The sequence below is a fragment of the Aquibacillus halophilus genome, assembly GCF_009649745.1.
Taxonomy (GTDB): Bacteria; Bacillota; Bacilli; order Bacillales; family Amphibacillaceae; genus Aquibacillus; species Aquibacillus halophilus.
Genome location: NZ_WJNG01000010.1, coordinates 1 through 14,623, shown reverse-complemented (window position 1 = coordinate 14,623; position 14,623 = coordinate 1). Strand labels below are relative to the sequence as shown.

13 protein-coding genes are annotated in these 14,623 nt (G+C 36.5%); 7 read left to right on the top strand and 6 right to left on the bottom strand.

Annotated elements, in window-relative coordinates:
* Positions 1-9: 9 nt before the first annotated feature.
* From glgD to glgB, 3 genes are all read right to left on the bottom strand, one after another.
* Positions 10-1,116, bottom strand: coding sequence for a glucose-1-phosphate adenylyltransferase subunit GlgD (gene glgD, locus GH741_RS12490; protein WP_153737131.1), 1,107 nt, complete (start codon positions 1,114-1,116; stop codon positions 10-12).
* A gap of 126 nt (positions 1,117-1,242) precedes the next feature.
* On the bottom strand, positions 1,243-2,382 hold the full coding sequence (locus GH741_RS12485; protein WP_153737130.1) for a glucose-1-phosphate adenylyltransferase: 1,140 nt from the start codon (positions 2,380-2,382) through the stop codon (positions 1,243-1,245).
* Entirely contained in the window at positions 2,379-4,298 is a 1,920-nt protein-coding gene (gene glgB / locus GH741_RS12480) for a 1,4-alpha-glucan branching protein GlgB (RefSeq protein WP_153737129.1), read from the bottom strand. The genes GH741_RS12485 and glgB overlap by 4 nt, the downstream gene beginning before the upstream one ends.
* 255 nt (positions 4,299-4,553) lie before the next feature.
* Here glgB and pulA point away from each other — a divergent pair, with 255 nt between their 5' ends.
* Both pulA and GH741_RS12470 read left to right on the top strand, forming a co-directional pair.
* Positions 4,554-6,656, top strand: a complete 2,103-nt coding sequence (gene pulA, locus GH741_RS12475; protein WP_153737128.1) for a type I pullulanase — start codon at positions 4,554-4,556, stop codon at positions 6,654-6,656.
* A gap of 793 nt (positions 6,657-7,449) precedes the next feature.
* Positions 7,450-8,055, top strand: a complete 606-nt coding sequence (locus GH741_RS12470) for a YpjP family protein (RefSeq protein WP_153737127.1) — start codon at positions 7,450-7,452, stop codon at positions 8,053-8,055.
* A 63-nt stretch (positions 8,056-8,118) separates the two neighbouring features.
* On the opposite strand, the gene GH741_RS12465 is transcribed toward GH741_RS12470, so the two are convergent.
* Positions 8,119-8,538: a VOC family protein gene (locus tag GH741_RS12465; protein WP_153737126.1), complete on the bottom strand. Its 420-nt coding sequence runs from the start codon at positions 8,536-8,538 to the stop codon at positions 8,119-8,121.
* A gap of 309 nt (positions 8,539-8,847) precedes the next feature.
* Between GH741_RS12465 and GH741_RS12460 the strand changes: the two genes are divergently transcribed.
* The 3 genes from GH741_RS12460 to GH741_RS12450 all read left to right on the top strand — a co-directional run bounded on the left by GH741_RS12460 (position 8,848) and on the right by GH741_RS12450 (position 10,298).
* Complete coding sequence (locus GH741_RS12460) at positions 8,848-9,060, top strand: CDGSH iron-sulfur domain-containing protein (protein WP_153737125.1); 213 nt, start codon at positions 8,848-8,850, stop codon at positions 9,058-9,060.
* A 125-nt stretch (positions 9,061-9,185) separates the two neighbouring features.
* Complete coding sequence (locus GH741_RS12455) at positions 9,186-10,103, top strand: DMT family transporter (RefSeq protein WP_153737124.1); 918 nt, start codon at positions 9,186-9,188, stop codon at positions 10,101-10,103.
* Between the two features lie 12 nt (positions 10,104-10,115).
* A complete protein-coding gene (locus GH741_RS12450) occupies positions 10,116-10,298 on the top strand; it encodes a DUF6019 family protein (protein ID WP_153737123.1) in 183 nt (60 codons plus the stop codon).
* Between the two features lie 106 nt (positions 10,299-10,404).
* On the opposite strand, the gene GH741_RS12445 is transcribed toward GH741_RS12450, so the two are convergent.
* Positions 10,405-10,779, bottom strand: a complete 375-nt coding sequence (locus tag GH741_RS12445; protein ID WP_153737122.1) for a carboxymuconolactone decarboxylase family protein — start codon at positions 10,777-10,779, stop codon at positions 10,405-10,407.
* 99 nt (positions 10,780-10,878) lie between these two features.
* On the bottom strand, positions 10,879-11,943 hold the full coding sequence (locus tag GH741_RS12440) for a multicopper oxidase domain-containing protein (RefSeq protein ID WP_420809402.1): 1,065 nt from the start codon (positions 11,941-11,943) through the stop codon (positions 10,879-10,881).
* A gap of 386 nt (positions 11,944-12,329) precedes the next feature.
* Here GH741_RS12440 and zupT point away from each other — a divergent pair, with 386 nt between their 5' ends.
* Together zupT and GH741_RS12430 are read left to right on the top strand one after the other, a co-directional pair.
* Positions 12,330-13,139, top strand: a complete 810-nt coding sequence (gene zupT, locus GH741_RS12435) for a zinc transporter ZupT (protein ID WP_153737121.1) — start codon at positions 12,330-12,332, stop codon at positions 13,137-13,139.
* A gap of 176 nt (positions 13,140-13,315) precedes the next feature.
* Entirely contained in the window at positions 13,316-13,882 is a 567-nt protein-coding gene (locus tag GH741_RS12430) for a hypothetical protein (RefSeq protein ID WP_153737120.1), read from the top strand.
* Positions 13,883-14,623: the final 741 nt, after the last annotated feature.

The window sequence follows — 14,623 nt, the reverse complement described above, 5'->3', positions numbered from 1 at the left end:
ATTCGCTCCTTATATTTTTCTTCTCTTCGCTATGACAAACGGTTGCTCTTTTGCACCTTTTAATACTTGACCCTTAGTTATTGTTACATCTTTATCCATAATTACATTTTCTAAGTGTGCTCCTGCTTCGATATTACATCGTTGCATAATAATTGAATTTTTAACAACAGCTCCTTCACTAACGTTCACGCCTCTAAATAAGACACTATTATCTACCTGCCCATCAATTACACAGCCAGTAGCAATAAGTGATTTGGACACTTTTGATAATCCACTATATTTTGTTGGTGCCTGATTACCAACTTTGGTCAACACATTTTCTTCATTAGAAAACAGGCTATTATATGATTTACGATCTAACAGAGCCATATTATGTCGATAATAGCTATCAACTGAATTAACGATAGAACTATAACCGTCATAATGATAGGACTGGATGTTTAAACGATCAAGATTCGATTTAATACCGTCTAAAAAGAAATGGTTACTGTAATTAGCTATACATTCATCTACTAATTCCAACAGCAATGATTTTCTTAAAACATATACACCAGAAAAGACGTGTGGATTCTTGGCATCATTCGTTAATGATAAGACAGAGCCGTCTTCGTCAACCTTAACCTTTATACAGGCATTATGTTCTGGATGTAATTCTTCGTATGTTGTTGTCAACAATGTCACGTCAGCACCTGTTTCAAGATGATGTTGAAATAGCTTATGATAAACAGTGTTAGAAATAAACTGACTTCCACTAATTAAAACATAATCCGATTTTCCTCTTTCAAAGTAATCTCGGTTATTATGAAAATGGCTTAGATCTCCTTTAGATATATCAGTAGGATCGTTCCAATCGGGTGGAAGGATAAATAAACCCCCGTGTCGCCTGTCTAAGTCCCAATCAGCTCCTGAGCCTAGGTGATCCATTAAGGATCGATATTTACTTCTAGTGAATATTGCCACTTCATTAATATTTGATTTTGCCATGTTAGAAAGGGTGAAATCAATCATTCTGAAACGACCTGCAAATGGAACAGCAGCCCCGCAACGAAAATACGTTAATTCATTTAAAAAATCATGTTCGTGCTCTAAATTTATTAAACCCATCATTGTGTCCATTTTAAACCCTCCACAATTATTAATCTTGCTATCCGTTAAGATATAGATTACTAAGATACTGATGTTATTTTATCGAGATTATTAATCGCTAACTGGTTTCTACGTAGTATGTGTTGATTGAATTCACTATGAATGAACAGCTTTCAAGTTATGGCTAGACACTATAATTGGTTCCTCTTCTCGACTAGCTACAATCTTTGTGCCATCAGGTATCGTGACATTTTCTTGTACGATAACCCTGTCTAGTAGGACATTCTTTCCTATACAAACTCCTGGATGCAATATTGATTGTTTAACAACAGAACCCTCACTGACCTCAACATTTTCAAACAAGATTGAGTGATCAAGACTCCCTGCAACAACACAGCCATTATTGATTAACGAATGTTGAATAACAGCAGTATCCTCAATCAATTGTGGTGCGAAATTTGAGTCATGAGAATAGGTTCTCCAGTCATTATTGTTTAACGACAGTGATAAATCTTCTTTCAATAAATCCATATGGGCTTCCCAGTAGCTTTCAATAGTCCCTACGTCTTTCCAATAACCGTCAAATCGATAAGCATAAAGGAGGCGGTCATCTCCTATCATGGCAGGAAGAATATCCTGTCCAAAATCATGATTGGACGATGATAGTTTTGCATCTTCCACAAGATAATTCTTTAAAACTTTCCAATTGAAAATATAGATACCCATAGATGCTAGGTTACTTTTAGCGTTTTTAGGTTTTTCTTCAAATTCATAGATTCTTAGATTTTCAGTTGTGTTAAGAATACCGAAACGAGATGTTTCTTTCCATGGAACTTCAACAACAGAAATCGTAACATCTGCTTCTTTTTCTTTATGGTGTTGTAGCAGTTTATCATAATCCATGTGATAAATATGGTCACCTGAGATAACAATTAAATATTCAGGATCATAACCCTCAATATAATTCATATTTTTAGCGATAGCATCAGCTGTACCAAGGTACCAGCTGCCTCCGTCTTTCTCAGTGAAGGGAGATAGAATCGTAAGACCATCCTCCATCCGGTCTAGATCCCAAGGCTTTCCAACCCCTATATGCTTATGGAGTTCTAGAGGTGAGTACTGGGTTAATACTCCTACGGTGTGCATGTGTGAATTCAGGCAATTGCTTAACGCAAAATCTATAATGCGATACCTTCCACCAAAAGGCACTGCAGGCTTGGCTAAATTTTTAGTCAACAAACCTAGACGTGTTCCTACGCCTCCTGCTAATAGCATTGTTACGCACTCTTTTTTCATATCTGTTCCTCCTCAATTGTGATTTCAGGGATTTGTTTAAAAATACAGATTGCGAGTGGCGGAACTTTTATTTTAATATGCTGGTTCTGCCCATGCCATATATCTGGAATACTGAAATGTAAATCGGTATTGCGCTGGTCTGAACCTCCATAGGAAGCAGAATCAGAATTGAATATTTCCTGATAAGTTCCAGGAGAAGTAACTCCAACTTTATAGTCGTAGTAAACATTAGGTGTGAAATTGCAAATGATGAGTAAATCTTTTGAAGAATCATTACTTTTTCGTTTAAAAGCAATTACGCTTTGCTCCATGTTGTCTGCATCAATCCATTGAAATCCAGCCGGTTCATGGTCAAGCGCGTACAGAGAAGATTGGTCGAGATAAAAATGGTTTAATTCCTTTACATAATCAAATAATGCGCGGTGCATTGGGTATTCTAATAAGAGCCAATCAAGTTCATGTTGATCTCGCCACTCGATGTATTGACCAAATTCTCCACCCATAAATAATAGTTTTTTTCCTGGGTGTACCATCATATAACCATAAAGTAGTCTTAGGTTAGCAAACTGCTGCCATTGATCCCCGGGCATTTTATTTAATAAGGATTTTTTACCATGGACGACTTCATCATGAGATAACGGGAGTACAAAATTCTCGCTATACATGTACACAGAAGAAAATGTCAGTAGATTATGGTGCCATTTGCGATAGACTGGGTCATATTCCATATAGGTGAGCATGTCATTCATCCAACCCATATCCCACTTAAAATTGAAGCCCAGTCCACCAAGATAGGTAGGCTTGCTAATTCCAGCAAGATCAGAACTATCTTCTGCCATCATTAAAGCAGTTGGGAAATAGTTAAAGATAACCTCGTTTAGCTTTTTAATAAAAGCCATTGCTTCAAGGTTTTCATCTCCTCCGAATCCGTTCTTGAGCTGTTCCTCATCGTCCCCTATATCAAAATTTAAGGAAGTCATACTAGCAACCGCATCAATCCGAAGGCCATCAATGTGATATTCTTCTAACCAGAAAACCGCATTAGAAATAAGGAAGCTTTGAACTTCAGGGCGACCGAAGTCAAAAGTTAACGTTCCCCAGGATCGTTTTTCAGCCTTTTTAGGATCGCTATATTCATATAATGGTTCACCGTCAAACAATCGTAAGCCTTGCTCATCCTTACAAAAATGACCCGGAACCCAATCCATAATGACTCCAATGTTATTTTGATGACATTGATCAACAAAGTATTTGAAGTCATTTCGGTTGCCGTAACGGCTAGTAGTGGCATAATACCCAGTTATTTGATAGCCCCATGATAAATCAAATGGATGCTCAGCAAGAGGTAGTAGCTCAATATGGGTGTACCCAAGTTCTTTCACGTATGGGATTAATTCACCCGCAAGCTCTCGATACGTATAATAGGTACCGTCCTCTTTTGTTTTCCAAGTACCAAAATGGATTTCATAAATGAGAATCGGCTCCTTGTAGGGATGATACTCTTTCTTTTTTGCTTCCCATTTATCATCTTCCCACATATACTTATCAGAAGAAGGAGTCACAGATGCAGTGAGTGGACGAAGCTCTGCCTGGAAGGCGTATGGATCAGCTTTTAAAAAAGCTGGGCCATGGTTAGGTGTAATCCTATACTTGTAAGGTGTATTAAGCTCGATGCCAGTGAAACAACCGACCCAAAGTCCTGCCTGATTAATTTGTTCCAATTGAAAGTTGTTACCTGTCCAATTATTAAAATCACCTGCTACTTCTACTGCCGATGCATGGGGGGCCCAGACGGCAAAGCGGAGGCAACTCTCTCCATTGCATTCACTAATATGGCAGCCAAGTAATTTGTAGCTATGATAATGAGTTCCCTGGTGGAAAAGAAAGATGTCTTGGTCTGCGACTCGATTCGACATAAAGAGCTCCTTTCGTTGTTGTTTTTTGTCGATAATTGTAAAAATATTCTGACTATTTTGTTGAAAAATAAAAGGCGCTACAACTCACTGTTATCAAGCTCTGATAGGTGAAGTGAAATATGCCCGGCTACCCAATGAATTCTTTATTCTGTTACTATGTAAGTATAACATGTCATGGATTGAAAGTGTATATTGTTGGGTATAATTGTAAATATTAAATAGTTATCTAAATACGAGAGGAATGAAGAATCTATTATGGTAAATGCCATTGCTTGGATAGATGAAAAAAACAAATTAACTATCGAGTTTAATGGACTTGAGGGATTGAAGGAAACAAATCCTGCCGTTGACGTAGCTGGTGAAGAGATAACAATCCAATCTACTGAACTACTAAACTCGGAAACTGCAAAAATTACTTTGGAAAACAGCTTTCCGCTTGGTAAGGAAGCTTATCTTTTTTGGGGAGATAACAAGATACCTATTTTCCCCAGAGATGTTGTCCGGACAGATTGGTTTGATCAAACTTATGATGCTAGTGACGAGCGACTTGGGTATGTTTACACACCAGCAAAAACGTCCTTTTCAGTGTGGGCACCAACTGCCACAACTATTTATTTAGTTTTGCAGGACTACCGAGTTGAAATGGGGAGAAAGTCTAATGGTGTATGGCACACGATTGTCGCAGGAAACTGGGATCGTTCCGAATACCACTTCGTCGCAACAGTCAATGGAAATGAACAGGAAGTTAATGATCCATATGCTAAAGGTATGACAGCAAACAGTGGCCGTAGTGTTGTTCTAGATTTGAAAGCAACAGACCCAAGTGGGTTTCGAACGGTTAGCTATCCAAAGTTAGCTAAAAAAGATGCCATCATTTATGAACTTCATATTCGTGACGCAACAAGTTCTGCAGATAGTGGTGTGAAGCATAAGGGGAAATTTCTTGGTTTGACAGAAAAAAACACAACCAATTCAGAGGGTTTTTCAACTGGGTTGTCCTATATTAAAGAACTTGGATGTACACATGTGCAACTTCTTCCAATCCAAGACTTTGCTCGTGTTGATGAATTAAAACCAGAAGAAGGATATAACTGGGGTTATGACCCATTATTTTATTTTGTGCCTGAGGGAAGCTATTCAACAGATGCCAGCAATCCTTTTCTACGAATTAATGAATGTAAGCAAATGATACAAGCCTTTCATGAAGAAGAACTTTCAATTATTTTGGATGTTGTTTATAACCATGTCTTTGTTCATGAGGACTCTGCTTTTGAAAAATTAGTTCCAGGTTATTATTTCCGCTATCAAAAAGATGGAAATCTTAGTAACGGAAGCGGAACTGGCAACGATATTGCGACTGAGAGAAAAATGGTTCGTAAATTCATATTAGATTGTATTGATTATTGGATTAGGGAATATAACGTTGATGGGTTTCGGTTTGATTTGATGGGTGCCATTGATGTTGAAACGATGAAAGCGATTCGTATCCGTTGTCTGCAGGAAGATAGACCTATTCTACTGTTAGGAGAGGGATGGGAGCTTAATACTCAGCTTTTACCACACCAAAAGGCGACTAATTCCCAGTCTGATCAACTGCTAGAAGTGAGCTTTTTTAATGATAGCTTCCGTGATTCAATAAAAGGTAATCTATTTGAACAAGATGCTGTTGGTTATGCTAATGGTAACGGACATTATATCGAACGGTTGCCACAGTTGGTTTCAGGCTCATGTCTAGATCGCTTCGGTAACAAGATTTTTTCTAATCCACTCCAATCGGTAAATTATGTGGAATGTCATGATAATCATACACTATTTGATCGTTTAACAATTTCTAATCCGGATGCAACCGAGCAAAATCGCAAGCGGATGCACCAATTAGCAACAGGCTTAACAATTCTAAGTCAAGGGGTACCTTTTTTACACGCAGGTCAGGAATTCTTCAGAACAAAAGATGGCGATGAAAATAGCTATATATCTGGTGATAGTATCAATCAAATGGATTGGCAACAAAGAGGAAAAGAGAATGAGAATATTCAATGGGTTCGTGCTCTGATCTCACTCCGTAAACAATATAGCTTATTACGACTAAACTCAGCTAAAGAGATTCGACACCGACTACATATTATCCACGCACCTAATCCGACTTTTGGATATATGCTAGTTGGGGAAGTGGAAGATATTGCAATTTTTGTTAATCCAACAAATAAAACAGAGGAAATTGTGATGCCATCCTTAGGGAGATGGGAAAAGCTTGTTAGCAATTTATCAGGTGGGCAATCACCATTATCTAGTTTGTTGCAGGAAACAGCTGAAATAGAAGCCTATGAACTATCAGTTTGGAAGAAGCAACGAAGCTAGGTATTCGATGCTTGGAGATGGATTGAGAATAACATTTAATTTAAGAAGTCTGGCCATCTCGTTAAGTCGAGAAGGTCAGCCTTTTATGTTTGTGCTGTTTTACAAAAGATTGTTGTTTTGACAGAGTATCCATAAACTACGAAGTAGTACCTTCTATCTCTGACACTAATTAAAGTAAAATGCTTATATGCCGTTCCGGCAGAATACTTCGCTTTCCATGGGCACGGCCTCAGCCTCCTCAGAATCAAAAAGCGATTCTTCCGGGGTCTTCGGACACGCGCTGTTCCCATAGGAGTCTACGTATTCTGCCTACACTGGTAGTGGTGTTTTGATTATTGAAGGATAAAGCCTAAAGCCTAGCCCTATGTGAAGATTTAAACACAAACCTATTCTAAGCTTCAGAACTACATACGTTAGTTTTGGACTATATCCTTCTCTCTTTATTGTACTAAATAGATAGTGATTGGAGCGGAGGGCAGTCGACTCCTGCGGGAAAAGCAACAGCTGAAAATCCCACAGGAAGCGGTTTTCTTCCGAGGAAGTTGAAGCGTTGCCCGCGGAAAGCGACTGCCCGAAGCGCAAATCAACTAGTAGCTACGCTACGACGCTATTTATATCCACTGCGAAGGCTAAATTGAAGAGGAACGGCGTTATTATTTCGCTAATTTGCAACTAGTTCGTAGTAAAGCTAATAAGTTAAATATTACGCTTACATTAAAAATTAATAGTTTTATAGACTTTTTGAAATATCGTGTTAAAATTTAAAATAAGTACATAAAAGGGAGATATTCATATGAAGCTGTGGATTAAAAAAATATCAGTTGTCCTAATTACATTTATGGCTTTAGGGGTATATATCCCGCCTACTTATTTAGACACGAGTGCCGATAATGATGAAATCGTTTCTGCGAAAACGAATTTCAATGATGATATATTTACACCTGTTTCAGAAGTTGAAATCGGAAATGAGTCAGAACAAGAAGAAATTGATACAGATGAGTATTTAATAGGTATAATAACTGAACAAGCAAAAGAGCAGACGATTTCAAAAATGGGGCCTAGAATTGCAAAGCAAGTTGAAGACGATTTTTCAACTTCTATTCTCCCTCACATTGAGCAAGTTGTTAGAGATATCTTAGTGGAGTCAGGAAAAGAACAGTTCCAGTATTATGGAATTTCTGAACAGCCTTCAGCAGGATACGGAGAAAAGATTTTTCATTTATACAATTTTAAAGCAAATACAGATATAGCTAAATTCCACGTTAGACGTGAAAACCGACCTGGTGATGGTTACTGGTTCAATTTTCATTATCACCTGAAGAATGATAATTTTGAGGAACACCATTCGATTGGGGAAGTTTTTTGGGCAAAAGATACACCACCGAAATGGATGGCGTAATAAATTATTAAATAAACCAGCAGCTAAAACTTTATTAGTTTAGATGCTGGTTTTATTTTTTTGTTAACCAAAGTTAGGATAATCACAATATTCAATGATTGTTCCTTCTGTATCAGCAGGATTTAAATAGATAAGTCGTCTTCCATGTTTATTTATTCTTAATGAGTCTTCTAAAACACGAATGCCTTGCTCTTTTAATTCATCTAGTGCCATATCTAAATTTTCTACTCGATAGGCAACATGATGTACACCCTTTCCTTTTTGTTTTATAAAACGTGCAATTGGTGATGTGGTGTTGTTGGTTGGTGCAAGTAGCTCTATTCGTTCTCCGTTTATTTCTAAAATGGCAATTTCACTTTCTACACCTATTGCATCACTTCGATAACGATCGATGAGTTTTGCTTCTAGTACTGTTTGATAAAATTGAAGACTATTTTCAATATCTCGAACGGCAATACCGATATGATCTAGACTTTTATTCATACATACGCTCCTGAATACTTTTCGTTAATTGTAACATAGAGGAAAGCAATGAACGATGTAGGTTGGAAAGGAGACTATACGTGGAAGAAATAGTTGGGGAATGTGCAAAATGCAGAAGAGTTATTTATTGTCTAGATGGGTTTCTAAATGGTGTGATAAACGAAGATCATACGCTTTACTGCTTTTCGTGCGTGGATAACAATGAGTAGATGTAGCTTATGCACATCTGGGGATACTTTGACATGAGAACTAATCCTAGACATCGAATCCATCAATCGGTACAATTTCTTTAAGGGGAGGGGATTAAAAATGAGTGAAAACAAGAAAGTAACTATCCAAGTAAAAGATAATGGTTCAATACGAATAACAGGAGATGTCGAGCTACTAGACGCTGATGGAAATGTGTATGATCCAAAGCCTGCCTTTTCATTATGTAGATGTGGAGCTTCAAGTAATAAGCCATTCTGCGATGGAACACATAAAAAGATTGGGTTTGAGGATAAATCAAGAGTAGGGCAATAATCAGGAGCGGAGCCAATGGGCTCTTTTTCTTTTTATTTCAATACAGTAAACAGATTTTTTGCGAAATATAAAGTAACCTCTTAGTAAGCTGATGTAGCATGGTATAAGGAGTTGAAGAGTGAAGCATGAATAAAAAAATGGCATTCCTATTTATTGCTTTTGGAGCTTCTCTATGGGGAATCATTGGAGTTTTTGTTACATATCTAAATGAAATTGGATTTACATCAGTTCAGATAGTAGCAATTCGTACTATATCGGCCACTATTTTTCTTGTAGTATATGTGTTTTTTAAAAACCGTCGATTGTTAAAAATAAGGGTAACGGACAGTAAATATTTTATTGGTACTGGTATTTTCAGTATCGTACTTTTTAATTGGTGCTTGTTTAGTGCAATGGAAGAAACATCAATATCAATTGCTACGATTCTTTTATATACTGCTCCTGCATTTGTCACTATAATAGCAAGATTTCTATTTAAAGAATTATTTACGGTTCGCAAGTTATTAGCTTTACTAATAACATTTATCGGGTGTGGGTTTGTAGTTGGTGTAGTTCCAGCTACTAGTGAACCAATCTCTTTTTACGGATTAATTCTTGGTCTTGGCTCAGGTTTTTTCTATGCGCTCTACAGCATATTCGGAAAGTTTGCGCTGAGGAAATATAACTCGTTAACAGTTACTGTTTATACCTTTTTATTTGCAATGATTGCGATAACACCTTTTAGTAATTTATGGTCTGTATTTCCCTTGTTTTCAACATTAGAAGTATGGTTATACATAATTGGTCTAGGGTTTCTATCGACAATGCTAGCATTCATCTTTTATACGATTGGCTTAAATAGAGTAGAATCAAGTCAAGCTTCTATTATTGCTACGGTTGAACCTGTAGTTGCGTCGTTAGCAAGTTTTGTTATTTTTCAAGAAAGATTGAATTATTGGCAATACTTCGGAATAATTCTTGTAATATTAGCTGTGATTATTGTTCAAGAGTCAGCGAAAAAGTCAAAGTTGGTAAAATCTAGGAACGCTTCATTAAGTAAATGAGGAGGGAAATAGATGGGAGTCATTTTTTATATTATTTCGTTAATAATTTTATATTTTGTGATTGAAACAGCTGTAAGAAACGGTATTAATAGATCTAAAATAGGTCAGTTTATTGAAGAACAACAGGAGGTACAAGAACATAAACAATCAAGGGAAGCGAAGCAAACTTTTCTTAATAATGATTTAGACGATTGATTAGATAGCTAAGTTTTGTTGAGGTTTCTTTGGTGCTTTTGTTTTTAAAATACATATAGAAATAGAAGCGATCTACTTAAATCGCTTCTACTTCTTTGAGAAAGTTTTAGTGTTCAACACTTGAATAGTAATCAAAGGTATCCATAGCTAACGTTACACCTTGGGAAAAAGCTGCTCCGCCACCTAAAGCTGCACTAACCGCAACTGTCTCCATAATCTCATCTTCAGAAGCACCGTGCTCGATAGCACCTTTTGTATGATACATAATGCAGTACTCATCTTGTGAATAAATACTAATACCTAGAGCGATTAGCTGTTTTTCTTTTGAGGCAATTGCACCTTCTTGAAAACAAGCTTCTGTAAAATCAAAATAAGCTTGCGTCATTTTAGGTAATCTCTCTCTAAAACGAGTGCTACCTTCTTTATAATCCAAAATCGATTCATCAAAAAAGTTAACCATATCTTCTGAGTTTATATCCATTTGACCCCACCTTTATAGTGAAAATAGTTTTGACATATACCCTATCTTCTTTAAAATGGTTAATTAACATACGTGGGATTAGTTGGTAAATATGGTCTTTTAATGTTCTCCTGCTTCTAGGTCATTATCCTTTCCATCTGCTGTTACTTTAATAAACCCTACTGCACCTTTTTGCACGTGATTGAACTGATGGGTAACCATCGGGTACATTCCTTCTTCTTTTAAAGTAAATTCGACGATTGCCCCTCCACTTGTAGGCAACATTACAGTTTGTAATCCCTTCATATGATTAGCAGGATTACCATCAATATAAACATCGTCAAACACTGTTCCAACTACATGGAAAGAACTAACTTCATTTGGTCCAACATTATTAACATATAGTCTTACTTTATCTCCGACCTTTGCAAGAAGTGGTTCATCTTTTAAGCTGTTTAGTACGCCATTTGTATTTGGTTGCCCCTGCTCTAGGGCTTTTGTTGAAAACACAACCTGAGAAGGTTCACCATTAGTCATATCATCCAAATCGTTGTATTTATACCATTCGTTTTGAATAATCACATATTCTTTGTCGACTTCATTGTCTGTAGGATAGCCGTCAGCTGGCTTAACAATAATTGTACCGTGCATTCCATTTGCGATATGACTTAACACCGGAGCTGTTCCACAGTGGTACATAAACACACCGGGATAAGATGCTTGATATGTGAATGTATCTTCTTCGTTTGGCATGACATCAGCAAATTTCTTGTTTGGTGCTGCATGGACTGCGTGAAAATCCATACTATGTGGAATCGAAGGATCCATGTTCTTTAAGGTAAAGTGAATAGTGTCACCTTCGTTTACTACAACAAGTGGTCCTGGCGCTTCACCATTAAATGTCCATGCTTTGTAAGGTTTATCCTTTTGTATTTCGATGTCAGTAATCTGTGATGTCATTTCAACATATACATCTGTACCATCACGTTTGATTTGCAACGGAATTGGTTCTTGATTTATACCTTGATGCGGTTTAATTACTTCGCTTTCTGATTCTTCTGCTTGAACGTGATTGTCAACGTCTTTTGTCTCAAAGCTACTGTCATTAGAGCTTGAGCAACCAGCCATAGATAAAAATATAGTTCCAACTAATAAGACTACCACTACATAACCTTTCTTCAACACAATCACCTCATTATTTTTTTGAATGAATGGGAGAATCAATGAAAAGATAAGGTGTGAATGGTTTCTTCTTGATTTAGTTAACGGACCTTTTCTTTTCATCTAAAGCTTAATAGTTATTTAGTAGCGTTTTTGTGATTTAAATCACAGAAATATTTCTAATTGTGAACACACTATGACGATGAGTTAAATCCTTGTGGATTGTGTCAGTAGTTAAATAAAATGTGATTCAGAAAAGAAGATGTTGACATTTAAGTTTCCATGAGTTTAAAATGTTTACTTAAGGAAACATTTTTAAACTCGTGCATATAAATAAATTCAAACAACAAATGGAATAGACGATTAATACAGAATAAGTGAGTTTTTACGAAGATAAGGGGTGGGGAATATTGGATGCAAATTTGCTATTTGCTTTTGGGTTGACATTAATGGCAGGCTTGGCTACAGGTGTTGGTAGTATTTTGGCATTTTTCACGTCTTCTACAAATACAAAGTTTTTATCACTTGCCTTAGGCTTTTCAGCAGGTGTAATGATTTATGTTTCGATGGTTGAAATCTTCTTTAAGGCACAAGTTGCGCTTGTTGGTGCAGTAGGAAATGAGCTTGGGCAATGGTTGACTGTAGCAGGTTTCTTTGGTGGTATGATTTTAATAGCGATGATTGATAAATTCATTCCAAAGCAGGGGAACCCTCATGAGTTGAAGAAGGTCGAGGATATGAACCAACCTGAGAAATTTGTAAAGGATCCAGATTTATTAAAGATGGGTACTTTTACAGCCTTGGCAATAGCTATTCATAACTTTCCAGAAGGGATTGCAACTTTTACTTCTGCATTGCAGGATCCGGCACTAGGTATCGCGATTGCCATCGCGATTGCCATTCATAATATCCCAGAGGGTATTGCTGTTTCTGTTCCAATTTATTTTGCTACAGGTGATAAGAAAAAAGCATTTAAGCTGTCATTCTTATCTGGATTGTCAGAACCAGTAGGTGCTATCGCGGCATACTTCTTCTTATTGCCATTTTTAAACGATGTTATGTTTGGTATCATCTTTGCTGGGGTTGCAGGGATAATGGTGTTTATATCCTTGGATGAACTATTGCCAGCTGCAAAGAAATACGATGAGGCACATATTTCTATTTATGGATTGATTGCTGGAATGGCTCTTATGGCGTTAAGTTTACTACTTTTTATCTAAATGAAACGTTTCATAACAAAAAGGATTAGCTCTGCTAATCCTTTTTGCTTTTTGAAAAACACTAATCTATGAGAGAATAGAAGGAGAGTTAGTCTTGAGATTGTTAAATATAAATTCTTGAAAAATGGAAATAGCTATTAGAAACTATTAATTATTCTTAGATGGGGGCGGTAACAATGAATCGTAATTTCTTAGACCAATTTTATACTTTAGACTCCGAGACAGGGAATTATATAATAGAAATTGCTTTAAAAGATTATGATGATATTTTTAATAGCTGGGATTCATCCGTATATAATATACGTGATCTTGACTCAAGTTTGAAATCTTTCTTAGAAGAATGTTCGTTCGATATAACTTCAAGTAAAGATATTGTATTGCGTTTTAATATTAAAAATCAGGTGAAGGATGAAGAGAGAGAAAAGAAGATTGAACGAGGAATTCGTAATTATTTTAACTACTGTCTATATATAACAAAAACAAAATTTTCCTATAGAAGGAAACGATCTTTTTATTACATAATAGCTTCTTTCCTCTTTACAGTAGTATCTTATTATCTACAGAATATTGTTGAGAATGAATTTTTCAACCAGATTGTATTGTTGGGCTTGACCGTTGGTGGTTGGGTATTTTTATGGGAAGCATTCTCGCTACTGTTTATTCATAGTAGTGATCTAACTAGGAAGAAGAAACAATACAAAAGAATATTATCCGCACCGATGTGGTTTAGATACGACGATTGATCATCAGATTGGGGTAAGACATTCATTTAAGTAGAGATATAAATTCAAAAAACATTCCTTTTTAAAAGTAAGGAATGTTTTTTGAATTGGCTCTTTTCGTAAGCTTTGTTGTTTTTTATCTTCGTAATTGATGTAAAATGCGTCGTAACTACTGCATTGATTTGCTTTCTTTCGCTCTAGTTAAATCGGTGTTGTACTACCGTTTCGGCAGAATACTTCGCTTTCCATGGGCACGACCTTAGCCTCCTCAGAATCAAAGAACGATTCTTCCGGGGTCTTCGGAACGCGCTGTTCCCATAGGAGTCTACGTATTCTGCCTCCACTAGTAATGGTGTTCTGATTAGCGATAGTAAAAACCTATAATCATTAAGTTTCCATGGACATTGCTCTAATTGAAAGGGAGTGTTTATCAGCAGCTTAGAATAGCTTCTGTTCAAGTGAGCTGAACTCCATGAAAAGTTTATTTCGTGAAATATTACTACTTACTAATTTGAAAATTTCATTGCGTAGAGGTTTATATTTTTTTATGAGTTTTAGTGTATTTACAACGCTAGTAATGTTAATAACTCCGCTTATCTGATGATTGGAGCGGAGGGCAGTCGACTCCTCGAAAATAAAGTTCAATTTTCTTTGTATGAAAATCTTCACGTGAAAAGGCAATAAGAAATTAGACCCTACAATAATTATCTTTTTTGAAGAGCCAACATATCCTTAACTGATATTTGTTTTAGATTATGCTAC

Bases quoted from the DNA above. Each gene is read 5' to 3' on its own strand.
- GH741_RS12470 (WP_153737127.1), top strand. From the start codon at position 7,450: ATGAAGCTGTGGATTAAAAAAATATCAGTTGTCCTAATTACATTTATG.
- GH741_RS12445 (WP_153737122.1), bottom strand. From the start codon at position 10,779: ATGGATATAAACTCAGAAGATATGGTTAACTTTTTTGATGAATCGATT.
- GH741_RS12450 (WP_153737123.1), top strand. From the start codon at position 10,116: ATGGGAGTCATTTTTTATATTATTTCGTTAATAATTTTATATTTTGTG.
- GH741_RS12465 (WP_153737126.1), bottom strand. From the start codon at position 8,538: ATGAATAAAAGTCTAGATCATATCGGTATTGCCGTTCGAGATATTGAA.
- GH741_RS12430 (WP_153737120.1), top strand. From the start codon at position 13,316: ATGAATCGTAATTTCTTAGACCAATTTTATACTTTAGACTCCGAGACA.
- glgD (WP_153737131.1), bottom strand. From the start codon at position 1,116: ATGGACACAATGATGGGTTTAATAAATTTAGAGCACGAACATGATTTT.
- pulA (WP_153737128.1), top strand. From the start codon at position 4,554: ATGGTAAATGCCATTGCTTGGATAGATGAAAAAAACAAATTAACTATC.
- GH741_RS12455 (WP_153737124.1), top strand. From the start codon at position 9,186: ATGAATAAAAAAATGGCATTCCTATTTATTGCTTTTGGAGCTTCTCTA.
- GH741_RS12485 (WP_153737130.1), bottom strand. From the start codon at position 2,382: ATGAAAAAAGAGTGCGTAACAATGCTATTAGCAGGAGGCGTAGGAACA.
- glgB (WP_153737129.1), bottom strand. From the start codon at position 4,298: ATGTCGAATCGAGTCGCAGACCAAGACATCTTTCTTTTCCACCAGGGA.
- GH741_RS12460 (WP_153737125.1), top strand. From the start codon at position 8,848: ATGAGTGAAAACAAGAAAGTAACTATCCAAGTAAAAGATAATGGTTCA.